This window comes from Streptomyces sp. NPDC004051 (assembly GCF_053604275.1).
In genome coordinates, this window is sequence record NZ_JBSGHG010000002.1 from 218,191 (window position 1) to 241,567 (window position 23,377).

21 protein-coding genes are annotated in these 23,377 nt (G+C 70.4%); 10 read left to right on the plus strand and 11 right to left on the minus strand.

The window, feature by feature from the left end; all coding sequences use genetic code 11:
* The first annotated feature begins 3 nt into the window (after window positions 1-3).
* Both ACWEQO_RS04545 and ACWEQO_RS04550 read left to right on the plus strand, forming a co-directional pair.
* Window positions 4-189 (plus strand): DUF397 domain-containing protein, encoded by a 186-nt coding sequence (locus ACWEQO_RS04545; RefSeq protein WP_452978810.1) that lies wholly within the window; start codon window positions 4-6, stop codon window positions 187-189.
* Complete coding sequence (locus tag ACWEQO_RS04550; protein WP_452978813.1) at window positions 186-845, plus strand: class I SAM-dependent DNA methyltransferase; 660 nt, start codon at window positions 186-188, stop codon at window positions 843-845. Before ACWEQO_RS04545 ends, ACWEQO_RS04550 begins: the two co-directional genes overlap by 4 nt.
* A 325-nt stretch (window positions 846-1,170) precedes the next feature.
* On the opposite strand, the gene ACWEQO_RS04555 is transcribed toward ACWEQO_RS04550, so the two are convergent.
* The gene (locus tag ACWEQO_RS04555; RefSeq protein WP_452978816.1) at window positions 1,171-2,070 is read right to left on the minus strand and encodes a D-alanyl-D-alanine carboxypeptidase family protein; all 900 of its coding nucleotides are present in this window, start codon (window positions 2,068-2,070) and stop codon (window positions 1,171-1,173) included.
* A 188-nt stretch (window positions 2,071-2,258) separates the two neighbouring features.
* Here ACWEQO_RS04555 and ACWEQO_RS04560 point away from each other — a divergent pair, with 188 nt between their 5' ends.
* Window positions 2,259-2,912 (plus strand): GntR family transcriptional regulator, encoded by a 654-nt coding sequence (locus tag ACWEQO_RS04560; RefSeq protein ID WP_361453719.1) that lies wholly within the window; start codon window positions 2,259-2,261, stop codon window positions 2,910-2,912.
* A complete protein-coding gene (locus ACWEQO_RS04565; RefSeq protein WP_452978820.1) occupies window positions 2,909-4,225 on the plus strand; it encodes an MFS transporter in 1,317 nt (438 codons plus the stop codon). Before ACWEQO_RS04560 ends, ACWEQO_RS04565 begins: the two co-directional genes overlap by 4 nt.
* 82 nt (window positions 4,226-4,307) lie before the next feature.
* On the opposite strand, the gene ACWEQO_RS04570 is transcribed toward ACWEQO_RS04565, so the two are convergent.
* Window positions 4,308-5,132: a maleylpyruvate isomerase family mycothiol-dependent enzyme gene (locus ACWEQO_RS04570; protein WP_452978823.1), complete on the minus strand. Its 825-nt coding sequence runs from the start codon at window positions 5,130-5,132 to the stop codon at window positions 4,308-4,310.
* Window positions 5,133-5,349: 217 nt separating this feature from the next.
* On the opposite strand from ACWEQO_RS04570, the gene ACWEQO_RS04575 reads away from it, so the two are divergent.
* Window positions 5,350-6,186 (plus strand): carbon-nitrogen family hydrolase, encoded by an 837-nt coding sequence (locus ACWEQO_RS04575; protein ID WP_452978826.1) that lies wholly within the window; start codon window positions 5,350-5,352, stop codon window positions 6,184-6,186.
* 49 nt (window positions 6,187-6,235) lie between these two features.
* Here ACWEQO_RS04575 and ACWEQO_RS04580 read toward each other — a convergent pair whose 3' ends face one another.
* From ACWEQO_RS04580 to ACWEQO_RS04595, 4 genes are all read right to left on the minus strand, one after another.
* Window positions 6,236-6,727 carry an LURP-one-related/scramblase family protein gene (locus ACWEQO_RS04580; protein ID WP_452978829.1) on the minus strand — a complete coding sequence of 164 codons (492 nt, stop codon included), beginning with the start codon at window positions 6,725-6,727 and terminating at the stop codon, window positions 6,236-6,238.
* An 80-nt stretch (window positions 6,728-6,807) separates the two neighbouring features.
* Window positions 6,808-7,056: a DUF6458 family protein gene (locus ACWEQO_RS04585; RefSeq protein ID WP_361453734.1), complete on the minus strand. Its 249-nt coding sequence runs from the start codon at window positions 7,054-7,056 to the stop codon at window positions 6,808-6,810.
* Between the two features lie 102 nt (window positions 7,057-7,158).
* Complete coding sequence (locus ACWEQO_RS04590; protein WP_452978832.1) at window positions 7,159-8,466, minus strand: M18 family aminopeptidase; 1,308 nt, start codon at window positions 8,464-8,466, stop codon at window positions 7,159-7,161.
* A gap of 159 nt (window positions 8,467-8,625) precedes the next feature.
* Window positions 8,626-10,452 (minus strand): acyl-CoA dehydrogenase, encoded by a 1,827-nt coding sequence (locus ACWEQO_RS04595; protein WP_361453740.1) that lies wholly within the window; start codon window positions 10,450-10,452, stop codon window positions 8,626-8,628.
* Between the two features lie 219 nt (window positions 10,453-10,671).
* On the opposite strand from ACWEQO_RS04595, the gene ACWEQO_RS04600 reads away from it, so the two are divergent.
* The 3 genes from ACWEQO_RS04600 (at window position 10,672) to ACWEQO_RS04610 (ending at window position 13,565) form a co-directional block, all read left to right on the plus strand.
* Window positions 10,672-11,163, plus strand: coding sequence for an SseB family protein (locus ACWEQO_RS04600; protein WP_452978837.1), 492 nt, complete (start codon window positions 10,672-10,674; stop codon window positions 11,161-11,163).
* Window positions 11,164-11,371: 208 nt separating this feature from the next.
* Window positions 11,372-12,352 carry a pirin family protein gene (locus ACWEQO_RS04605; RefSeq protein ID WP_452978839.1) on the plus strand — a complete coding sequence of 327 codons (981 nt, stop codon included), beginning with the start codon at window positions 11,372-11,374 and terminating at the stop codon, window positions 12,350-12,352.
* 133 nt (window positions 12,353-12,485) lie between these two features.
* The gene (locus ACWEQO_RS04610) at window positions 12,486-13,565 is read left to right on the plus strand and encodes an AI-2E family transporter (protein WP_361453749.1); all 1,080 of its coding nucleotides are present in this window, start codon (window positions 12,486-12,488) and stop codon (window positions 13,563-13,565) included.
* On the opposite strand, the gene ACWEQO_RS04615 is transcribed toward ACWEQO_RS04610, so the two are convergent.
* Window positions 13,557-15,698 (minus strand): SpoIIE family protein phosphatase, encoded by a 2,142-nt coding sequence (locus ACWEQO_RS04615; RefSeq protein ID WP_452978842.1) that lies wholly within the window; start codon window positions 15,696-15,698, stop codon window positions 13,557-13,559. The two genes, ACWEQO_RS04610 and ACWEQO_RS04615, sit on opposite strands and share 9 nt — an antisense overlap.
* Before the next feature lie 171 nt (window positions 15,699-15,869).
* Here ACWEQO_RS04615 and aspS point away from each other — a divergent pair, with 171 nt between their 5' ends.
* Window positions 15,870-17,633: an aspartate--tRNA ligase gene (gene aspS / locus ACWEQO_RS04620; RefSeq protein ID WP_452978845.1), complete on the plus strand. Its 1,764-nt coding sequence runs from the start codon at window positions 15,870-15,872 to the stop codon at window positions 17,631-17,633.
* 81 nt (window positions 17,634-17,714) lie between these two features.
* Here aspS and ACWEQO_RS04625 read toward each other — a convergent pair whose 3' ends face one another.
* Window positions 17,715-20,810, minus strand: a complete 3,096-nt coding sequence (locus tag ACWEQO_RS04625; protein WP_452978848.1) for an FG-GAP repeat domain-containing protein — start codon at window positions 20,808-20,810, stop codon at window positions 17,715-17,717.
* Between the two features lie 93 nt (window positions 20,811-20,903).
* On the opposite strand from ACWEQO_RS04625, the gene ACWEQO_RS04630 reads away from it, so the two are divergent.
* Window positions 20,904-21,104, plus strand: coding sequence for a hypothetical protein (locus ACWEQO_RS04630; protein WP_361453761.1), 201 nt, complete (start codon window positions 20,904-20,906; stop codon window positions 21,102-21,104).
* Window positions 21,105-21,114: 10 nt separating this feature from the next.
* On the opposite strand, the gene ACWEQO_RS04635 is transcribed toward ACWEQO_RS04630, so the two are convergent.
* The 3 genes from ACWEQO_RS04635 to ACWEQO_RS04645 form a co-directional block, all read right to left on the minus strand.
* Window positions 21,115-21,480, minus strand: coding sequence for a hypothetical protein (locus ACWEQO_RS04635; RefSeq protein WP_452978852.1), 366 nt, complete (start codon window positions 21,478-21,480; stop codon window positions 21,115-21,117).
* 69 nt (window positions 21,481-21,549) lie between these two features.
* On the minus strand, window positions 21,550-22,758 hold the full coding sequence (locus ACWEQO_RS04640) for an RNA-guided endonuclease InsQ/TnpB family protein (protein ID WP_452978855.1): 1,209 nt from the start codon (window positions 22,756-22,758) through the stop codon (window positions 21,550-21,552).
* Between the two features lie 152 nt (window positions 22,759-22,910).
* Entirely contained in the window at window positions 22,911-23,093 is a 183-nt protein-coding gene (locus ACWEQO_RS04645; protein ID WP_452978858.1) for a hypothetical protein, read from the minus strand.
* Window positions 23,094-23,377: the final 284 nt, after the last annotated feature.

Sequence of the window (23,377 nt, forward strand, 5' to 3'; positions counted from 1 at the left end):
GCGGTGTTCGAGTTCGAGTACGTCAAGTCCAGTCACAGCGGCGGAGATGCCGGTCAAGAGTGCGTCGAGGTCGCCCGCAACGTCCCCGGTATCGTCGCCGTCCGGGACTCCAAGCACGTCGGCGGGGCGATACTTCGGCTCGGACCCTGCGCCTGGGCGGCGTTCCTCGCAGAGGCCGTCAAGAAGTGAGTTCTGAGGACTGGTTGACGGATACTCGAGCGTCCTACGACACCGTCGCCACCAGCTATGCGGACCAGGTCCGGCACCTCCTGGACGAAACGCCCGAGGAACGCGCGGTCATGGCGCTGTTCGCGGATCTGGTGCACACCGGAGGCGGAGGGCCCGTCGCGGATGTGGGATGCGGGCCGGGAAGGATCACGGCCCACCTGCGCGACCTGGGTGTGGACGCATTCGGGATGGACCTGTCGCCCGGGATGATCGAGGTGGCTCGACGCGATCACCCCGGCCTGCGGTTCGAGGTGGGTTCCATGACCGACCTCGACCTCACCGATGGCTCCATGGCCGGCCTGGTCGCCTGGTACTCGCTCATCCACGTCCCCGACGACGAGATCGGCCCGGTCCTTGCGCACTTTCGGCGAGTGCTGCGGCCCGGCGGCCCGCTGCTCCTCGGCTTCCACGTCGGTGACGGATCGCAGCTGAAGACGCAGGGATACGGCGGCCACCCGATGAAGGTCCACGTCCATCGTCGCCGCCCCGGCCCAGTGATCGCCTGGCTCGACGACGCCGGCTTCGCGGTCGAGACACACAGGACTCTCAGCTCGGCTGAGAGCACGCTCGGAGGAATCGTTCTCGCGCGCCGTCGGCCTGATACGCCCTCGACCTGAGGAAAGCGATGCGCAAGGACGGCGGCGGCCACTCCACCCACGGGTGGAGTGGCCGCCGCCGTGTCACAGGCTGGGGCCCCCATCCGCGACAGGCACGGACGATGCGAACTCATGCTCCGGCTGTGTCGGATTCCGCCGGTCTCCGGATCCCGGATCGAGGTCCTGGCCGACGAACTGTGCCGCCTCACCCGGGAAGCCGAGAAGTCCGTCGGCGGTTCACCCGACCCACGGATCTTGGTTTCCTCCCCGTGATCCCGCATGTGACGGGGGCTCACCCGGTGCGGGTGAGCCCCCGTCTGTGTCCGTCTGCGTGCTTAGGCGTGAGTCAGGCGACGCTGAAGCCGTAGTTCAGGAGCTTCTTGGCGTCCGTCTCGCGCTGGGCGGACGAGGTGGAGGCGAGGACCGTGCCGATGACGGTCTTGCCGTTCCGTGTCGCGGCGAAGACCAGGCAGTACTTGGCCGTCGGGCCCGAGCCGGTCTTCACGCCGATGGTGCCGCTGTAGCTGCTGAGCAGACCGTTGGTGTTGGTCCACGGCGCCATCGTGCGGGTGCTGCCCGTCTTCGTGATGGTCTTCGCCGTGTAGCTCTTCGTCTTGACGATCGCGCGGAAGTTGGCGCTCTTCAGCGCGCTGCTCGTGATCTTCGTCAGATCGCGCGGCGTGGAGTAGTTGTTGCCCTTGCCGATGCCGTCGAACGAGTCGAAGTGGGTGTTCTTCAGGCCCAGTTTCTTCGCGTCGGCGTTCATCTTGCCGATGAAGGACTTCACGCGCGCGGCCCGCGTCGTGCCGGTGCCGAACTTGTCCGCCAGGGCGTACGCGGCGTCGCAGCCGGACGGCAGCATCAGCCCGTACAGCAGCTGGCGCACGGTGACCTTGTCGCCGACGATCAGCCGCGCGGACGACGCGTTGTTCGCCACGATGTAGTCGCTGTACGCCATCTGGATCGTGACCTTGGCGTCGAGGTTCAGGTTCTTCTGCGCGAGCACGACCTTCGCGGTCATGATCTTCGTCGTGGAACCGGTCGAGAGGCGGGTGTCGGCGGCCTTGGTGTAGAGGGACTTGCCGGTCCCGTCGTTCATCACGTAGCCGCCCTTGGCGGCGATCGTGGGCTTGGCGGCGGCCTGCGCGGGTGTCGCGTAGAGGGCTCCGGAGGCCAGCACGGCGCCGGCGGTCACGACGACGCCGACGGCTCTGCGGATACGGATGCCCTGAATGACGGTATTCAAGTAAGGTACCCCGATTGCGTTGAATGCCCTAGTGGTGCGGCCGAGTTGAGGCGCGGCCGGCAGGGGCCGCACATTTCTGACGCATACCTGGCGCGGATGGTTGTGCGCGGGGGCGGGCGGCTTCGGGGTCCGGGTCCGCATCCTGGACCGACGATCCCATGGGTACGTGTTGTATCTATCATGTGGGCATGAGTCTGGCCCCTGTGAAACAACCCCCTGCCGCCGATCGCGTCTACACCCATGTCAAGCAGGGCGTCCTCGACCGCCGTTACGAGGGCGGCACGCTCCTGACCGAGGGTGAGCTGGCCGAGGCCGTCGGGGTCTCGCGCACACCGGTGCGGGAGGCGCTGCTGCGGCTGGAGGCCGAAGGGCTGATCCGGCTCTACCCGAAGAAGGGCGCCCTCGTCCTGCCCGTCTCCGCGCAGGAGATCGCCGACGTGGTCGAGACCCGGCTGCTCGTCGAGGAGCACGCGGTGCGCAAGGCCGTGCCCGCGCCGCCCGGACTCGTCGAGCGCCTGGAGGAACTGCTCGCCCGGCAGCGGGAGCAGGCCGCCGCCGGTGACTTCGCCGCCGCGTCCGTCACCGACCGCTGCTTCCACGCGGAGATCGTCCGCAGCGGCGGCAACGAGATCCTCTCCCGCCTCTACGACCAGCTCCGCGACCGCCAGTTGCGCATGGGTGTCGCCGTCATGCAGTCGCACCCCGACCGGGTCGCCAAGACCCTCGCCGAGCACCGGGAGATCCTCGACGCGCTGCGCTCGGGGGACCCGGAGGCGGCCGCCGGCGCGGTCAACCGGCATGTCGGCTGGTTCTCCCACCTGGCCCGGGGAGAAGTGCGATGACCCGCGCGGACGACGTCGCCCCGTCCGCCCGTGCGCTCGGGGACCCCCCGGGCGGACGGCGTGCCCTCGCGGTGTGGGGGGTGGGCGTGGCGGTCTACTTCGTCGCGGTCGTCTTCCGCACGTCCCTGGGCGTGGCCGGTCTCGACGCGGCCGACCGGTTCGACGTCAACGCCTCCGCCCTGTCCACCTTCTCCATCCTCCAGCTGCTGGTCTACGCGGGCATGCAGATACCCGTCGGCCTGCTGGTCGACCGGCTCGGCACCAAGAAGGTGCTGGGCATCGGCGCCGTGCTGTTCACGGTCGGGCAGCTCGGGTTCGCGCTCTCCCCGACGTACGGCACGGCGCTCGCCTCCCGCGCCCTGCTCGGCTGCGGGGACGCCATGACGTTCATCAGCGTGCTGCGGCTGGGCAGCCGGTGGTTCCCGGCCCGGCGCGGTCCGCTGATCGCGCAGTTCGCCGCGCTGGCCGGGATGGCGGGCAACCTCGTCTCCACGCTGGTCCTGGCCCGGCTGCTGCACGGCATCGGCTGGACGGCCGCCTTCGCGGGCAGTGCGCTCGCCGGGGTCGTGGTGCTCGTCCTGCTCGTGCTGTTCCTCAAGGACCACCCCGAGGGCCACGGACCGGGACCCGCCCCGCACAGGGGCGCCGCCTCCGTGCGCCGTCAGATCGCGGCCTCCTGGCGGGAGCCGGGGACCCGGCTCGGGATGTGGGTGCACTTCTCCACCCAGTTCCCGGGGATGGTGTTCCTGCTGCTGTGGGGCATGCCGTTCCTCGTCGAGGCGCAGGGGCTGTCCCGGGCCACGGCCGGTGAACTCCTCACCCTCGTGGTGCTGTCCAACATGGTCCTCGGGGTCGTCTACGGCCAGGTCATCGCCCGGAACCACGGTGCGCGGCTGCCGCTGGTCCTGGGGACCGTGGGGGTGACGGCCCTGCTGTGGGCGGTCACCCTGTTCCACCCGGCCGAGACGGCGCCGATGTGGCTGCTGGTGCTGCTGTGCACGGGGCTGGGCGCCTGCGGACCGGCCTCGATGGTCGGCTTCGACTTCTCCCGGCCGGTGAATCCGCCGGAGCGGCAGGGAACCGCGGCCGGCATCACCAACATGGGCGGTTTCACCGCCTCGATCACGACCCTGCTGGCCGTCGGCGTCCTGCTGGACGCCACCGGCGGCGACTACACCGTCGCCTTCTCCGCCGTCTTCGCCCTCCAGGCCCTCGGGCTCGTCCAGATCCTGCGGCTGCGCGGGCGGGCGGCGCGCAGGGAGCGGGAGCGGCTCGTCGCCGCCCGGGTGGAGAGCGTGCACGTGCCGGTGTGAGGGCGGGTGCGGCCGCGGACGCGGTGTGCCGGACCCGGGAACGACGTCCCGGGTCCGGCACACCGCGTCCACCCGGGCGGCCCTACGGAGTCACCGCGAAGTGCCGCAGGATCGCCGCCGCCAGGTCCGGGTCGCCCTCCGTCTTCACCCGGTCCGACACCGCCTCCGGCGTCACCCGGCCGCAGGCCGTGCGGACGTACGTCTCCCAGTCGAGGGTGAGGGTGACGGCGGGACCGAGCGCCGGGGCGGTCTCCAGCGTGCCGCGGCCCTGTATGTCGACGCGGACGGTGCGCAGGAACTCCACGGGGCCGTGGACGTCGATGACCACGGCCGAGCTGCGCGGCGCCTGCGCCAGCTCGGCCACCACCCGGGGCAGCTCGGCGAGCAGCACGTCGCGGGCGACGTGCGCGCCGGGGGAGTCGAGGTTGCCGGGGCGGCCGAGGGCGGCGCGCAGGTCCTGCTCGTGCACCCACACGTCGCACGCGTGCCGGCGCATGGACTCCTCCAGCGTGAGTTCCGTGCCGAGCGGGCCGCGCACCTTCGCGGCCGGGTCCCGCGACTCGTTCCGCAGCTGCCGGTTGCGGCGGATGATCATGTACTCCAGCTCGGAGGTCATCTCCGGCGCCGTGTGGTGGCGGCGCACGTCGACCTGCATCTCCGTGTAGCGCTGCCGGTCGTTGGTGACGTGGAACAGGTCGCGCGGCAGCGTGTGGATGGGGCGGGGGTCGCCCAGCATCTCGGAGTCCAGCCCGATGACGTGGGAGACCACGTCGCGGACCGACCACCCCGGGCACGGTGTCCGCCGGTTCCAGTCGGCCTCCACGAGGGGCTGCACCAGCTCGGATATCGCCTCGACGGAGTGGGTCCAGGCGTCGGCGTAGGGCTGGAGGGTGGGATGCAGGCTCACGGAACGGGACCCCTCGGCGGTCGGTACACGGGCAGGTGGTGGCGGCGGTGCCAGTGGGTGGTGGCTGCACTCGGCGGGCGTCTCGGGACTCCCCAGGTTCTCGGCTTCGCTCGAACCGGGAGGGCCCCAAGTTACGCTGTCGTGAGGCACCCCGGCAGTGCTTTCGTGTGACGATCGTAGGCCGTGCCGACAAGTCGAATGCCAGGACGGTGGTATCGTGCGCGCTTCTTTGCTCCAAGTCGCCGTGAACGAGGACGAAACGGTCGAATCGCGTCGGCGTCGGGTCGCCGATCTGGTACGGGAACAGGCCGGAGTCGATCTCGTCGTCCTGCCGGAGCTGTGGACGACGGGAGCCTTCGCCCACGAGGACTTCGGGCGCGCGGCGGAACCCCTCGACGGGCCGACCCGCCGGGCGATGGCCGAGGCCGCGCGCGACGCCGGCGTGTGGCTGCACGCGGGCTCCGTCCCGGAGCGGGGCGCCCCGGACGGCGGCTCCGGCGGCGGTTCCGGCGCGGGCGAGGGGCCGCTCTACAACACCTCGCTCGTCTTCTCCCCCTCCGGTGACCTGGCCGCCGTCTACCGCAAGATCCACCGCTTCGGCTTCGACGAGGGCGAGGCCGTGCTGATGAGCGCGGGCGACACACTGGTGACGGTGCCGCTGCCGCACACCACGCTCGGGCTGGCGACCTGCTACGACCTCCGCTTCCCCGAACTCTTCCGCGGTCTCGTCGACGCCGGCGCCGAGACGCTCGTCGTCCCGGCGGGCTGGCCGGAGCGCCGCCGCTCCCACTGGACGCTGCTGGCCCGGGCGCGGGCCGTGGAGAACCAGGCGTTCGTCCTCGCGTGCGGAACGGCCGGGACGCACGCCGGGATCCCGCAGGCGGGTCACTCGATCGTGGTCGACCCCTGGGGCGAGGTCCTCGCGGAGGCCGGTCCCGACGAGCAGGTCCTCACGGTCGACTTCGACCCGGCGAAGGTCGCGAAGACCCGCGAGCAGTTCCCGGCCCTGAAGGACCGGGTACTGGGGCTGCCGACCCCGACCCCGCGACCTTGACCCGCACGACCCCGGTCCCGGTCCCGGCCCAGGCCCCGGCACCGGGGTCTCAGTCCTCGCGTTCCTTCTCCACCAGGTGGATCACGCACACCGCCACCGCGATCAGCAGGGCCGGGTCCGCGTCCTCGCGTACGACGTCGACGCCGTAGGTGTCCCGGATGTGCAGCCAGCGCCGCGAGACCACGGCGAGCAGTTCGCCGTCGTACTCGACGGCGAACTCGCGGTCGAGGATCCTGCCGCTGACGTCCAGCTCGGAGCCGTCGGCCAGGGCGACCCGGTAGTGGTTGCGCAGCAGGGACAGCCGCTTGCGCCGGATCGTCGCCAGCGTCCCACCGTCCCGCTCGATCACCATCGTGTCCCGCAGGGCGAACATCTTCTTGCGGATGTCGATGAGGACGCGGCCCCGGACGTCCTTCAGCTCGAAGGTGTCCCGCAGCCGCATGGCCTTGCCGTCGACGAGGAAGACCTTGTTGCCCCGGTCGTCCTCGATCCAGTAGTCGTCACCGATCCCGAGGATCCGGTCGCGTACGAGGAATCTCATGGCACCAGGGATGCCCTCTCTCCCGTCCTCCGACGCCGCCACTGGGCCGGTTGCCGGATCTCCCGGCCACCGGTGTCCCGTCAGACCCCGTACCCGTCGCTGTAGCCGTCGCGGTGGTGCGGGCGGGTGTCGTCGATGACCGGTGTGGCGGGCGGTACGACGACGCGCCGGCGTCGGGCGATGCTGCTGAAGACCGCCACACCGATCAGTCCGACGACCATGAAGATCACGCCGACCAGGTTCACGTTGACGCCCTGCATGTCCCAGTCGGTCGCGAACGTGAGAATCGCTCCCACGGCGATGAGGATGATGCATCCGCCGAGGCCCATGAGTGCCGCCTTCCTGCCCGGTCCTTCCGGTTGCATCCGGGTACCCGGTCGGCCGTCACTCATGCAGTGCCGCAGGGTTGACCCCCCGTCGGCAGCCGGCGGCTACGACTCCAGGAACGCCGCCAGAGCGTTCGCCAGTAGGAACGGGTCCTGGGCGCCGCACAGTTCGCGCGCGCTGTGCATCGACAGGATGGCCACGCCGATGTCGACGGTCCGGATGCCGTGCCGTGCCGCGGTGATCGGGCCGATGGTGGTGCCGCACGGCATGGCGTTGTGGGAGACGAACGACTGGAAGGGAACGCCCGCCTTCTCGCAGGCGGCGGCGAACACCGCCCGGCCCGAGCCGTCCGTGGCGTAACGGTTGTTCACGTTGACCTTGAGGAGGGGACCGCCGTCGATACGCGGGTGGTGCGTCGGGTCGTGCCGCTCCGCGTAGTTGGGGTGGACGGCGTGACCGGTGTCCGAGGAGAGGCAGACGGTGCCGGCGAAGGCACGCGCCCGGTCCTCGTACGAGCCGCCGCGGGCGAACACCGAGCGCTCCAGCACGCTGCCGAGCAGCGGCCCGTCCGCGCCGGTGTCGGACTGGGAGCCGTTCTCCTCGTGGTCGAAGGCGGCGAGGACCGGGATGCAGGACAGTCCGCCGCCGCCCGCCCCGGCCGTCGCGACCGCCGCCAGCGCGGCCGTGCCGGCGTGCACGGACAGCAGGTTGTCCATGCGCGGGCCGGCCAGCAGCTCCTTGTCGCGGCCCAGGTACGCCGGCGGCTCCACGGAGTGCACCATCAGGTCCCAGCCGGTGACCTCGCCGGAGGGGATGCCCGCGGTCTCCTCGAGGAAGGCGATGAGGTCGCCGTCGCGCACGTCCTCGCCCAGGCCCCAGACGGGCTGCATGTGGCGCTGCTTGTCGAGCTTGAGGCCGTCGGAGTTGACCGAGCGGTCCAGGTGGATGGCGAGCTGCGGGACGCGCAGCAGCGGCCGGTCGACGTTCACCAGCCGGGTGGAGCCGTCCCGCAGGGAGAGCCGGCCGGCCAGGCCCAGGTCGCGGTCGAGCCAGGAGTTGAGCAGCGGACCGCCGTAGATCTCCACCGCCACCTGGCGCCAGCCCTGCGCCCCGCTGTCGGGCCGCGGCTTCACCCGCAGGTTGGGGGAGTCGGTGTGGGCGCCGACGATCCGGAACGGGGTGTGCGGGTCCGCGCCCTCGGGGACGTACCAGGCGACGACGGCGCCACCGCGCAGCACGTACTTGCCGCCCGACGACCCGTCCCAGGCGTCCGTCTCCGCGACCTGCCGGAAGCCTGCCTTCTCCAGCCGCTCGGCGGCGTTCGCCACCGCGTGGTACGGCGTGGGGGAGGCGGCGAGGAAGGACATGAGGTCGTCGGTGTGGCTGCGGTCGAAGGGGGAGGGTTCGCTCATGGGGTCACCTTAACGAGGGCGAGGGCCCGCTTCCCCGGTGTGGAAGCGGGCCCTCGTACGGGCTCCGACGGTCGCGTGCGGACCCGGGCGTTCCCGTTCGGGCCTGTTCGATCCCGTTCGGGCTCGCGCCGTCCGTCGCAGGACCTCCTGCGGGAGGCTCTAGAAGGCGGCCTCGTCCAGCTCCATCAGGTCCAGGTCGACGCCCTCGGCGACCTTGCGGGCCAGCGTGACGCCGGGCAGGACCTCGGCGGCGAAGAACCTCGCCGCGGCGATCTTGCCGGTGTAGAAGGCGACGTCCTTGGCGGAGGCCGTCTGGAGCTTGTCGGCGGCGACCGCGGCGCCCCTGAGCAGCAGGTAGCCGACGATCACGTCACCGGAGGCCATCAGCAGGCGGGTGGTGTTCAGGCCCACCTTGTAGATGTTCTTGACGTCCTGCTCGGTGGCCGCGAGGTCCGTGAGCATCAGGCCGACGATGGCCTCCAGCTCGACGGCGGCCTTCGCCAGGTGCTCGCGGGCGCCCGCCAGCTGCTCGCCGCCGGTGCCGAGGGCGAGGAACTGCTTGATGTCCTCGGCGAGCGAGTTCAGGGCCGCGCCCTGGTTGCGGACGATCTTCCGGAAGAAGAAGTCCTGGCCCTGGATCGCCGTGGTGCCCTCGTACAGGGTGTCGATCTTGGCGTCGCGGATGTACTGCTCGATCGGGTACTCCTGCAGGAAGCCGGAGCCGCCGAAGGTCTGCAGCGACTGGGCGAGCTGCTCGTAGCCCTTCTCGGAGCCGTAGCCCTTGACGATGGGCAGGAGGAGGTCGTTGAGCGCGTGCTCCGCCGACACGTCCTCGCCCGCCGCCTCCTTGACCGCGATGGTGTCCTGCACCGAGGCGGTGTGGAGGACGAGCGCGCGCATGCCCTCCGCGTACGCCTTCTGCATCATCAGCGAGCGGCGCACGTCGGGGTGGTGGGTGATGGTGACCTTGGGCGCGGTCTTGTCCATGAAGTCGGCGAGGTCCGGGCCCTGGACGCGCTCCTTGGCGTACTCCAGCGCGTTGAGGTAGCCGGTGGAGAGGGTGGAGATCGCCTTCGTGCCGACCATCATGCGGGCGAACTCGATGATGCGGAACATCTGGCGGATGCCGTCGTGCTTGTCGCCGATCAGCCAGCCCTTGGCGGGGTGCCGGTCGCCGAACGTCATCTCGCAGGTGTTGGAGGCCTTGAGGCCCATCTTGTGCTCGACGTTCGTGGCGTAGACACCGTTGCGCTCGCCCAGCTCGCCGGTCTCGGCGTCGAAGAGGTACTTCGGGACGAGGAAGAGCGACAGGCCCTTGGTGCCCGGTCCGGCGCCCTCGGGACGCGCGAGCACGTAGTGGAGGATGTTCTCCGACATGTCGTGCTCACCGGAGGTGATGAAGCGCTTCACGCCCTCGATGTGCCAGGAGCCGTCCTCCTGCTGCACGGCCTTGGTGCGGCCGGCGCCCACGTCCGAGCCGGCGTCCGGCTCGGTGAGGACCATGGTGGAGCCCCACTGCTTCTCGACGGCGATCCGGGCCATCTTCTTCTGGGTGTCGTTGCCCTCGTCGTACAGGATCCCGGCGAAGGCGGGGCCGGACGAGTACATCCACACGGCCGGGTTGGCGCCCAGGATCAGCTCGGCGTACGACCAGATCAGCGAGGGGGGAGCCGTCGTGCCGCCGATGGCCTCGGACACGCCCAGACGCCAGTACTCGGAGTCCATGAAGGCCTGGTAGCTCTTCTTGAAGGACGCCGGGACCGGCGCGGTGTTGGTCTCCGGGTCGAAGACCGGCGGGTTGCGGTCGGCGTCGGTGAAGGACTCGGCCAGCTCGTTCTCCGCGAGGCGGGTCAGCTCCTCGAGGACGCTCTTGGCGGTCTCGACGTCCATCTCCTCGAACGGACCGGTGCCGTACAGCTTGTCGCGTCCGAGTACTTCGAAGAGGTTGAACTCGATGTCGCGGAGATTGGACTTGTAGTGCCCCATGGTGACGGCTCCCGGCTCCGTAGAGAGATCGGCGAGGCACTTCGTTCCTCGCACGGGTTTGCATACCAGCAAGTAGCTACGACTATGCTACCCGCCGGTAATAAGAAGCAAGCCTGATCCGGTCATCTGTGACGCGTTACGCGCTCCGGCGGGGCCGGCGGAACGCGTCACCCGCCCGTACCGGCCCGGGGATCCGGTGCGCTCGGTACTCTTGCGCGCATGTACGGCTACGACCAGAACGTAGGGGCACAGCAGGGGTACGTCCCGCCGCAGCAGCAGCATCAGCAGCAGCAACAGCAGCAGATGCCGGGCGGCTACGGGCAGCAGCAGCCGCCGCTGTACCCGGAGCCGTCCCCGCCCTCGCTCGCGGACGCGGTGCGCGCGTTCACCACGGGCCAGGTGACCGCCGAGGACTTCCAGCAGGTCTTCGCGACGTCCAAGGTGTACTGCCCGCGCGGCGACAACCCCGGGTTCCTCGCCCTGCACAACACCCAGCAGCCGGTGATCCCGATGTTCACCTCGCTGAAGGAGCTGCGGCGGTACGCGGGCAAGGAGTCCAAGTACTTCGTGATCACCGGCGCCGAGGTGATCGACCTGCTGCCCACCGGCTACGGCTTCGTGCTCGACATGGAGGGCGAGCACCGGATGGTGTTCGACGCGAAGGCCGTCGAGCAGATGGTCGAGTTCGCGATGCGACGCATGTACGGCTGAACGCCGCGGTCGTAGCCGTCACCGCTGTCACCGCCGTCGCCGTCGCCGTCGTGGTCGCCGCCACCGCGACCGCCGTGCGCGGGGCGGGTGTCCCCGTCCGCCCCGGAATCTCTGCAGCCCGGAGGGAATGCCCTCCGGGCTTTCCGCGTTGGGGGTGGCAGGAAGTTCAACGTTCAACTAAGATGGCCGTACAAGAGGAGGTACCGACATGCCTGCAGTGACCGTCGAGAACCCGCTGACGCTGCCCCGTGTGGCCGCGCCCGCCGACGCCGTGGCCCGACCCGTGCTCACCGTCACGACCGCGCCGAGCGGTTTCGAGGGTGAGGGTTTCCCGGTGCGCCGGGCGTTCGCCGGGATCAACTACCGCCACCTCGACCCGTTCATCATGATGGACCAGATGGGTGAGGTGGACTACGCGCCGGGCGAGCCCAAGGGCACCCCCTGGCACCCGCACCGCGGCTTCGAGACCGTCACCTACATCATCGACGGCACCTTCGACCACCAGGACTCCAACGGCGGCGGCGGCACCATCACCAACGGCGACACCCAGTGGATGACGGCCGGCGCGGGTCTGCTGCACATCGAGGCGCCGCCGGAGCAGCTCGTCATGTCGGGCGGTCTCTTCCACGGCCTGCAGCTGTGGGTGAACCTGCCGGCCAAGGACAAGATGATGGCGCCGCGCTACCAGGACATCCGCGGCGGCAGCGTCCAGCTGCTCACCTCCCCCGACGGCGGCGCGCTGCTGCGGGTCATCGCCGGTGAGCTGGACGGCCACGAGGGCCCCGGCATCACGCACACGCCGATCACGATGATCCACGCGACGCTCGCGCCGGGCGCGGAGCTGACCCTGCCGTGGCGCGAGGACTTCAACGGGCTGGCGTACGTCATGGCCGGGCGCGGCGCGGTCGGCGCCGAGCGCCGTCCGATCCACCTGGGGCAGACGGCCGTCTTCGGCGCCGGCGGCACGCTGACCGTCCGCGCGGACGAGAAGCAGGACTCGAACACGCCGGACCTGGAGGTCGTCCTCCTCGGCGGCCGGCCGATCCGTGAGCCGATGGCGCACTACGGCCCGTTCGTGATGAACACCCGCGAGGAGCTCCAGCAGGCGTTCGAGGACTTCCAGAAGGGCCGCCTGGGCACGATCCCGGCGGTGCACGGGATGGAGGGCTCGGGACCGCGGGAGTCCTGACCGGCCGAGCGCGTGGAGTGGCCCCGTCCGTTTCCGGGCGGGGCCACTCGCCGTTCCCTGGGCGGGGCATGGGCGGGACATGGGCGGGGTGGTGGAGTTGGACAGGGGGTGTCGGGCGTGATCGTGTGGGGGTGTGCAGGACTCCTCTCCGCCTCCGCTGCTGCCCGAACCCGTCCGGCGTCTCGCCGCCTGGTGTGCCGTCGCCCTGCTCGTCTCCGGGGTCGGCTACGTCGGGATCCTGCTGTGCGTGCAGTTCCGGGTGGCCGTGATCCCCGTCCTGCTCGCCCTGCTGGGTACGGCTCTGCTGCAGCCCCTGCACCGGCGGCTGGTGCGGATGGGGGTGCAGCGGTCCCTGTCGGCGGCGCTCACCTGTGTCGCCGTCGTCGCCGTGGTCGGCGGTGCGGTGTACATCGTGGTGTCCGCGCTGATCGACTCCGGGGACCAGATCATCGCCTCGCTCAGGACCGCGGCGCGGGATCTCAGCCGTCACTTCGGGGCGGCCGGCACCTCGCTGGACGACATCGCGGCGAACGCGCGCGGACTGCTGTCCAAGTTCGGCGGTACGGCCGCGTCGGGTGTCCTCAGCGGGGTAGGCGTGGTGGGCGAGGCGCTCGCCATGGCGGTGCTCGCGCTGCTGCTGGTCTTCTTCTTCCTGCGTGATTCCGACCGTGCCGCCGACACACTGCGCGGGCTGGTGCCGCCCGATTCCGGGGAGACGGCGGTGGCCATGGCCCGCCGGGCCTTCCAGGCGGTCGAGGGGTTCATGCGCGGGACCACCTTCATCGCGCTCATCGACGCCCTCTGCATCACCGTCGGGCTGCTCGTCCTCAAGGTGCCGGGCGCCCTCGGACTGGGCGCGCTGGTCTTCGTCGGGGCGTACATCCCCTACCTCGGGGCGTTCATCTCCGGGGCGGTGGCCGTGCTGGTGGCGCTGGCCGACCGGGGGTTCGTCATCGCGCTGTGGGTGCTCGGCGTGGTGCTCGCGGTGCAGTTGCTGGAAGGGCACGTGCTCCAGCCGATGATCCAGAGCCGCACCGTGCAGATGCATCCGGCGGTCGTGATGCTCGCCATCACCGCGGGCGCCTCGGTCGCCGGGATCGTCGGCATGCTGATGGCGGTGCCGCTGACGGCGGCGGCCGTCGGCGTCCTGAACGAACTGCGCCGACGCCACACCGCGCCGGAGGAGCAGGCTCCGCCCCCGGTGTCACCGTGAGGGTCCGGCCCTCCGCCGAGCGGTGGCGTCCGGCTCTGCGGGCGGCTCGTGCAGCTCGAACCAGATGCTCTTCCCCTTGCCCCGGGGATCGACGCCCCAGGTGTGGGCCAGGAACTCGATCAGGAGGAGGCCGCGGCCGGACGAGGCCAGCTCGCCGGGGGAGCGCCGGTGCGGGAGGTCGTCGCCCGCGTCGGTGACCTCGATCCGCATCCGGCGCCCCTCCCGCCCGGCGATGACCGCGGCGACGAGCAGCGCGTCGGTGTCGGTGTGCACGAGGACGTTGGTGAGCATCTCCGACAGCAGCAGCACCGCCGAGTCGACCTGGTCCGGCGAGCGCCAGTCGTGCAGCAGTTGGCGCAGGTGCTGCCGGGCCTCCGAGATCCGTTCCGGCTCGGTCTGCGCCACCGTCAGCATGGTGCGGCGCACCGAGGGCCCCACCGGCTCCTGTTCGGGGCCGTGGCACTGCCGGGAGAGCAGCATCAGGGCGATGTCGTCCTCGCGGCGGTCGATCAGGGGTCCGGGGGTGTGGTGCGAGGGGGGACCGTGGACGGCCTGCACCAGGGCGTCGGCCAGTGCCTCCAGGTCGCCCCGGTGGTGTTCGAGGACGTCGCGCAGCCGCTGCCAGCCGGTGTCCAGGTCGTGGCCGCCGGTCTCGATCAGACCGTCCGTGCAGACCAGCATGGTCTCGCCGGGCTCCAGAACCATGCGGGTGACGGGGTAGTCGGCGTCCGGGTCGATGCCCAGCGGGAGCCCGCCGGCCGTCGGCCGGGTCAGCACGGTCGCGTCGGGCGTGCGGACCGCCGGGTCGGGGTGTCCCGCGCGGGCGATCTCCAGTTCCCCGCTGTCGGGGTCGACCGCGATGTACAGGCAGGTCGCGAAGCGCAGCTCGTAGGGGTCGGCCTCGCTGATCCCGTACAGGAAGCGGGAGGCGCGGGAGAGCACGGCGTCGGGCCGGTGCCCCTCGGCGGCGTACGCCCGCAGGGCTATGCGCAGCTGGCCCATGATCCCGGCGGCCTGGACGTCATGGCCCTGCACGTCCCCGATGACCAGGGCGAACCGTCCGCTGGGCAGCGGGATGACGTCGTACCAGTCACCGCCGACCTGGAGACCGCCGCCGGTGGGGACGTAGCGTGCGGCGACGCTCATCCCCGGGATGCGCTGCGGGCCGAGCTTCGGCAGCATCGAGCGCTGCAGGCTGTCGGTCAGGGCCCGCTCGTTCTCGGCGGTCCCCGCGCGGGACAGGGCCTGGGCCAGCATCCGCGCCACGGTGGTCAGCACCGACCGCTCGTCGGGGGTGAAGGCGACCGGGTGGGCGAAGGCCGCCAGCCAGGTGCCCATCGTGCGGCCGGACACGACCAGCGGCAGGAACGCCCAGGACTGACGGCCGAAGCTCTCGGCGAGCGGCCAGGTGAGGGGGTAGCGGTCCTTGTACTGCTCCGGGCTGGACAGATAGACGGCGCGGCCCGTCCGCACCACCTCGGCGGCCGGGTAGGCGGTGTCCAGCGGCATGTGGAACGAGCCCTCGGCGCGGGGGTCGTGCCCGTGGTGGCCGATGACGGTGAGCTCGTCGCCCGCGACGCCGAACAGCGCGAACCCGTCCGGTGAGAAGCCCGGCATCGCCAGGTTGGCCGCGACCCGCAGCACCTCCCGCGTCGAGCGCGCCTCGGCCAGCGCCCGGCCGGCGTCCAGCAGGAACGCCTCCCGTGACCGGCGCCAGTCGCCGATGACCGCCCTGTGCCCCGCGGGAGTACCCGGCGCCGGATCGGTGACCTCCTGAAGGGTGCCGGTCAGGAGGTACGCCTCGCGCAGGGGGTCGAAGGTCGGCTTGGAGCGGCTGCGCACCACCCGCACGACCTGTCCCTGGTCGTCCATGACCCGGATGCGCACCTCGGCGAGCGTGTCCTCGGCGACGGCGAGCTGGACCACCCCGACGATCTCGTTCCAGTCGGCCGGGTGCAGCCGGGCGCGTACCTGGGGCTCCGTGAGGGTGGTCTCCTCGGCGGGCAGCCCCAGCAGCCGTGCCGTCACCCCGTCGACCACGACCAGTTTGGCTGCCGTGTCCCAGTGCCACCTGCCGGTGCCGAGGAGGGCGAGGACATCCGCCGTGGGCGGCAAGGACTCGCCGGTTCGCATTGCCCTACTTTATGGAGATTCAGCAGAAAAACGCCACCGATGCCGTTCGCGTGGGGCCGGCGGATCGTCCGGGGCAAGCGATCTTGGGGTGGCCGGTAGGCTTGGGGGAGTTTCACGTGAAACAAAACCCCGACACCAAGACCCCGATCCGCGAAGGCTGGATGAACGACGATGCATCGGTACAGGTCCCACACCTGCGGCGAGCTCCGCGCCTCTGACGTCGGCACCGACGTCCGGTTGAGCGGCTGGCTGCACAATCGGCGCGACCTGGGCGGCATTCTCTTCATCGATCTGCGCGATCACTACGGCATCACGCAGCTCGTGGCCCGCCCGGGCACACCCTCCTACGAGACCCTCGACCGGCTCTCCAAGGAGACCGTCGTCCGGATCGACGGCAAGGTCGTCTCCCGCGGTGCGGAGAACGTCAACGCCGAGCTGCCCACCGGTGAGATCGAGGTCGAGGTCGGCGAGGTCGAGGTGCTGGGCGCGGCGGCCCCCCTCCCCTTCACGATCAACGCCGAGGACGGGGTCAACGAGGAGCGGCGCCTGGAGTACCGCTTCCTGGACCTGCGCCGCGAGCGCATGCACCGCAACATCCTGCTGCGCACCTCGGTGATCTCGGCGATCCGTCACAAGATGACGGCGCTGGGCTTCAACGAGATGGCGACGCCGATCCTCAGCGCCACCTCCCCCGAGGGCGCCCGCGACTTCGTCGTCCCGTCGCGCCTCAACCCGGGCAGGTTCTACGCGCTGCCTCAGGCCCCGCAGCAGTTCAAGCAGCTGCTGATGATCTCCGGCTTCGACCGCTACTTCCAGATCGCGCCCTGCTTCCGCGACGAGGACGCCCGCGCGGACCGCTCGCCGGGCGAGTTCTACCAGCTCGACGTGGAGATGTCGTTCGTCGAGCAGGAGGACGTCTTCCAGCCCATCGAGAAGCTCATGACCGAGCTCTTCGAGGAGTTCGGCAACGGACGGCACGTGACCTCGCCGTTCCCGCGGATCCCGTTCCGCGAGGCGATGCTGAAGTACGGCTCCGACAAGCCGGACCTCCGCGCCCAGTTGGAGCTCGTCGACATCACCGACGTCTTCGAGGGCTCGGAGTTCAAGGCGTTCGCCGGCAAGCACGTCCGCGCGCTGCCGGTGCCGGACGTCTCCGGTCAGCCGCGCAAGTTCTTCGACCAGCTCGGTGACTACGCCGTCGCGCAGGGCGCGAAGGGCCTGGCCTGGGTGCGGGTGGCCGAGGACGGTTCGCTCACCGGCCCGATCGCGAAGTTCCTGACCGAGGCGAACGTCGCGGAGCTGACCAAGCGGCTGGGGCTCGCCGCCGGGCACGCGGTGTTCTTCGGCGCGGGTGAGTTCGACGAGGTCTCCAAGATCATGGGCGCGGTCCGGGTGGAGGCCGCGAAGCGGGCCGGCCACTTCGAGGAGGGCGTCTTCCGCTTCTGCTGGATCGTCGACTTCCCGATGTACGAGAAGGACGAGGACACAGGGAGGATCGACTTCTCCCACAACCCCTTCTCCATGCCGCAGGGCGGTCTGGAGGCCCTGGAGACCCAGGACCCGCTGGACATCCTGGGCTGGCAGTACGACATCGTCTGCAACGGCGTCGAGCTGTCCTCCGGAGCGATCCGGAACCACGAGCCGGAGATCATGCTCAAGGCCTTCGAGATCGCGGGCTACGACCGCGACACCGTCGAGGAGCAGTTCGCCGGCATGCTGCGCGCGCTCCGCTTCGGCGCCCCGCCGCACGGCGGCATCGCGCCCGGCGTCGACCGCATCGTGATGCTCCTCGCCGACGAGCCCAACATCCGCGAGACCATCGCCTTCCCGCTCAACGGCAACGCCCAGGACCTGATGATGGGCGCGCCGACGGAGCTGGACGAGGCCCGCCTGAAGGAACTCCACCTGACGGTCCGCAAGCCGCAGCCGAAGTAGGCCGCGAGCACAGCGTGAAAGCGGCTCGGAACCGGACACCGGTTCCGAGCCGCTTTCTGTTCGGGCGCTGTTCGGGCGCGGTCAGTACAGGGCCTTGTATCCGCCCCAGCCGGTGCCGATCTGGGTCCGTGCGCCGATGCCGCCCTTTCCGTTTCCGTAGTTGCGGAACAGCTTGCCGGAGGTGTCCCGGGAGATCAGGTCGCCGACGCCGTCGTGGTTGAGGTCGCCCACGCCGACGACGGTGTTGTAGGAGCCGCCCCACTTGGTGGCGATCTTGACGCGGGCCTTGAAGGTGCCGGTACGTGTGCCGTTGTGGCGGTAGAGGTTGTTGGACTTGTCCTGGGTGAGCAGGTCGCCGATGCCGTCACCGGTGATGTCGCCGACGGCGACGATCTTCTTGTACGTCTTCCAGTTGCTCATGATCTTGACGCGGGCGGAGAGCTTGCCCGTGCTGGTGCCCTTGTAGAGGTACATGTCCCCGGTGGACGTCTTGCGGGCGATCAGGTCCGGGCGTCCGTCCCCGGTGATGTCACCGGTCGAGACCATGATGTCGTACTGGTTCCAGCCGCTCTTGCCGAGCGTGGTGTACGGCGTCGAGGCCTTCAGCGCGGCCCCGCACTTCGGCTTGTACAGCCGCAGCGAGCCGTTGCTCGGCCGGACGACGAGATCGTTGCAGCGGTCGCCGCTCAGGTCGCCGAAGGGTACGACCGTGGTCCCCTTCGGCCAGCCGGTGCCGCCCACCTTGGTCGAGAAGGTGCCCTTGCCCGTGCCCCGGTGGATGGTCAGGGAGCCCGTGGAGTTCATGGTGAGCAGGTCGCCGATGCCGTCCGAACCGCTGTAGTCATGGCGTACGGGCGAGCCTCCGGTCAGCGTGCCGCTGCCGCTGCCGATGGTCACGGCCTTGGAGGTGCCGAGGCCGGTCGCCTTCAGGCTCCACTTGAACCGGCCGTTGGGGAAGCGGACACCGCCCGCCGTCTTGCCGTTCCAGCTCGCCGTCACCCGCGCGGTGGCCGCGCCGCCGGTGAGGGTGCGGGTGGCCTTGCCGGTCTCGCCGCTCTCCACGGACGTGAACGTCAGTGACCAGGAGGTGACGGGGCGGGACAGCAGCCAGGTGCCGGTCCAGGGCTTCGAGGCGGACAGGTTCGCCTGGGCGGCGGCGTCCGTCGTGAAAGCGGTCGGGGCCGACGGGGTGAAGCCGGTCGTGGCGACATGGGTGCGCTCGTGGACGTCGAACCAGGCCACCAGGCCCGTGTACTCGTCCACGGTCCAGCGGTAGCGGCGGTCGGCGGCCAGGCCGGTGTCCGGCACCTCGGAGGCCAGTACACGGGTGGCGCCGGTGGCCGCGTCGGTCAGGACGAGGGTGCCGGCCGCGTGGTCGTGGCGGACCGTGAAGCCGTCGCCGAGCAGGACGTCACCCGGGGTGACGGCACGGGAGGTGCCGGCCTCGGTGTCGTACACGCCCGCCGAGGAAGTGCCGCAGGACCAGTACAGCCAGCGGCCCGCCGCCTGCAGCTCGCTCGGGACGCAGCGCGCGCCCGGGACGGTGATCGTGGTGAGGGTCTTCTTCTCCGCCAGGCTGTAGGAGGTGACCCGGCCGGCGGTGGTGGTGGCGCTCCACAGCACGGGGCCGTTGAGTGCGGCGGCCCGGACCGAGCGCTTCAGCAGTTGGCCGTAGCCGAACCGGCCGACGTACTGGGCCGGGGCGGAACCGCCGGAGTCGTAGACCGCGTAGTCGTCGGAGACGTCGACGATGCTGCCGCCCGTGGTGTTGAACCCTAGGGCGTGGTAGCCGATCGGGACCAGCCGGTCCGAGCCCGGTTCGGGGCCGCCCTCGTAGACGTCGGAGGCCCCCTCCAGGTAGACGTCCCGGGGGGAGGCGACCGTGTTGCCCCACAGAGCCGAGCACGTGGTGCCGGGGTAGGGGCACTTCGGGTGGATCTTGGTGCTCTCGGTGGCGGGGGAGGCGGTGAGGACCGTACCGCCGTTGGTCGTCAGGGTCCGTACGGAGGTGGCGTGGAGGCCGTTGGCGTTGCCGGGGTCGACCTGTGCGACCCGCAGGCTGCCGCGGCTGAGGGCGATGCCCGTCTTGGCGTTCTCGACCGCGGGCACCTGGTACAGCTTCGTCAGCTTCGGCGTGCCGTCCGCGGCCGTGCTCACGCGCTGCACCCACCAGTCGGTGGCGCCCGTGCCGCCGCTGACGAGAGCGGTGTCGCCGGGGCCGCGTACCGCGAACCTGCTGGCCTTCTCCAGCAGGGTGCGGGACGAGCCGTCGGTGAGGGAGAGGGCCGTCAGACTGCTGGCGCCCGTCTGCGGAGGCAGCAGCAGCCAGTCACCGGTCAGGACCGGCTTGGCACTCTGGTAGGGACCCGGCAGTTCGACGAACTCCTCCTCGCCGCCCGGCTCGGTGCGCGGCTTGAGGTGCAGACCGCCGTCGCCGTACCAGCCGATCCTGTCCTCGCTCAGGACGGCGGGGGCGGTGGCGGAGACGCCGCTGAACGCCTTGGTGACGGCGGCCGACTCGATGTCGATGTAGTACAGGTTGCTGCCCGACCTGACCAGCACCCCGGCCGCGTCGGCGGCCAGGACATAGCCGCTGTTGACCACCACGTCGGCCGGTGCGAAGGGGCGCTCGCGGCGCTCGCCGGCCACGGTGTCGACGAGGGTACGGCTGGTGACGACGGTGGTCCCGGCCAGTGCCCGGTAGGGGTACGCGGACGTCACGGTCGACGTCTTGCGGGTGACCGGGTCCCACAGGGTGACGGTGGTGGCGGACGTGCTCGTCGGCAGGGCGACGAGGTCGCCGTCCGAGCCGTACCAGGCCTGGCGGCACAGCGAGCCGAGGTCTTCGCACGGCGCCGTCGGCGTGAAGACGCCGTCCGGGGTCCGCACGCCGACGGTGGTGCCGTCGGCATAGCTCGTCCACAGCAGTCCGGGGACTCCCGACTGCCGGTGCAGGAAGCCACCGGTACCGGCGGCGAACAGCCGTTCGCCGCGCGGCTGGGTCGAGGCCGGGTCGGTGAGCGTGATCCTGGTGGTGCCGGCCGCGCTCTGCGCGCCCGCGGCCCGAGCGGGGTCACTGCTTCCGGTGAGGACGGTGACGGATGCGGCCGCGACGGCGACCGCGAGCGTGGCGACGGTGGCGGCCAGACCGCCCCGTCGCAGGGCGTGTCTGCCCACGTGAGGTTCCCTCCCGGCGAGGGCCTCCCCTGCTCTCGCACAAGTGAGCGGACTCTACCAGGGGGTTTTCGGTCCTTCTCACGCTCCTGGATCTTGAACGAGCCACGGGACCGCTTCCTGGACCTGCGCCGCGAGCCCATGCACCGCGACATCCTGCCGCGCACCGAGGGACTCCATCTGACGGTCCGCAAGACGCAGCCGAAGCAGTCACACAGAGACGAGGGCCCGGAACCGACGTCCGACATCGGTTCCGGGCCCTCGCCGTCGTTCATGACGGGTATGAACGGCCTCTGACGTCATGTCTTCATGGCTGTTCGGAGGCGTCCGTCGGGGCGGTCGGGTCCTCCGCGAGAACGTCCTCGGCCGTGGTGGCCGTCAAGGAGCGGTCGAACCAGGTGGTGAGCGTGTCGAGGTCGGTGCAGGTGGTGATGCGCTCGTGGACGCTGTCGGAGACCGTGAGCCCGCGTACCTGCAGTGCGCGCAGGATGTCCTCGGCCTTTCCCTCGGCCTTTCCCTCCAGGTATTTCTCCTCGAAGAGCGTTCCGTGCCCCGGGAAGTGGGTGACGACGTTCTGCATCAGCTTCCTCCAGTTCTCCTTGGCCGGAGTGGACTCCAGACCGACCTCCACCACCTCGAACCAGTACTTCGTGATGTCCGGCTCGAAGGACACGAGTCCGCGGGCGACCGTTTCCAGTGTGACTCCACCCCCGCTGAAGCGGCGGGCTTCCTGTGTCGGTGGCTAAGCACCGTCGCAGAGGGCCAGCCCGGCCCTGCTGAGCACATTGAGCGCGCCTACGTGGTCGGCGTTCGCGAGGAAGCCGCACGCGGTGCACTCGAACTTTGCCTGGGTGACGCGGTTCTCCTTGGCGACGTGCCCGCAGTCGGGGCAGGTACGGGAGGTGTTGCGGGCGTCCACCGGGATCATGCGGCGAGCGGCACTCTCAGCCTTCTGCGCCAGGATTCCGAAGAACAGCCCCCAACCCGCGTCGAGGATGCTGCGGTTGAGCCCGGCCTTCGCGGCGGCCCCGTTCGGCAGGAAACCGCCGGGCCGCTCGGGGTCGGGCCTGGCCGCCGGGCTCTTGGTCATCCCGGCAGTATTCAGCTTCTCGTGGACGATCACGTCGTGCTCGGCGACGAGCGTGTGTGCGGCCTTGTGGTGGTGGTCGAGCCGCTGCCTGCGGATCTTCGCGTGGATCGTGGCGACCTTCCGGGCCGCCGCGCGGTGGCGCTTGGTGTGCTGCCGGGTCCGCTTGGGGAATGTCGCGAGGTGCTGCTGGGCGGCGGCCAGCTCCTTCGCCATCACCTGGAGGAAACGAGGGTTCTCCACGTGCTCACCGTCGGACGTGGTGAAAAAGTGCCTCACACCCATGTCGATACCGACGATGCTTCCCGTCGCGGGCAGCGGCTCGGCCGGTACGTCGTCACAGGCCAGGATCACGTACCAGCGGCGGCCCTCTCGCTTCACGCTGATCGTCTTGACCCGGCCGCGCACGGGCCGGTGCCGGTGCACGCGCACGTGCCCGACACCCTGCAGCCGCACCCGGGTCTGCGGGTCGTGCGGGGTGGAGTCCCAGCGGCAGCCGTCCCCGTCCTTCGGGAAGGTCACCGTGTCGAAGTGCCCGACACCCTTGAACCTGGGGTAGCCCGGCGTGAGACCGGCCTTCACCCGCTGGAAGAACGCGGTGAACGCCCTGTCCAGACGGCGCAGGGTGGCCTGTTGGGAGGAGAACGACCAGCGGCCCTGCCGCTCGGGGTCGAACGCCCGGATCTCCTTGAGCTGCGCGGACTGACCGCCGTAACGGATAGTGGTCTTCGAGGCGTGCCGGTAGGCGTCCCGGCGTTCCTGGAGCGCGCCGTTGTACAGCGAGCAGTGATCCCGCAGCATTCCGGCAAGCGCCTGCTCCTGGCGGACCGTGGGCCGGAGAAGGAACTTGTAGGCACGCATCATCCCGGACCACCCACTGTCGCAATCGCACGGTCACAGCCAGTGCAGACAACCTAGCGGGCCCCACTGACAACAGTGCAGATCAGTACAGAAAGCCGAGGTCAGAGCAGTGAGAGAAGCCATTCCCCACCCCGCTGAAGCGGGGCGTCCCCTGGCTAGGTTCTGATGGCGGCCGCCCTCCGGCCTTGGCTGTGAACGATGGCCGACAGTGCCGCCATGGCCGGCTGCTGGACCACCACTGACTCGTCGGTGACCTCCGGGACGGTCTGCGGGCCCAGGACGAACGGGCGGGTGACCTGGGTGGTCCAGGGGCCCACGGTGCACTCGAAGGGGCCCATCGCCCAGGCCGCCGTCGAGCGGTCGCGGCAGACGGCGACCAGCAGGACGGGAAGGTCGTACTTGGCACGCAGGTAGGCGACGTAGTACGCCCAGCTCTTCGCCTTGAAGGAGCGCGCGCCTGCGCTCGCGCCAGCTGTCGCCGGTCACAGCAGAACGGTCGTCGTTGATTTCAGTACCCCAGGTAGGTGATCTGGACGATGTGGACACGCTCGCTGCGTACGACGACCTGGTATCTGAACATGCCGCCGGGGACGATGACGTCGCCCCCTTCGGGTCGATGTCC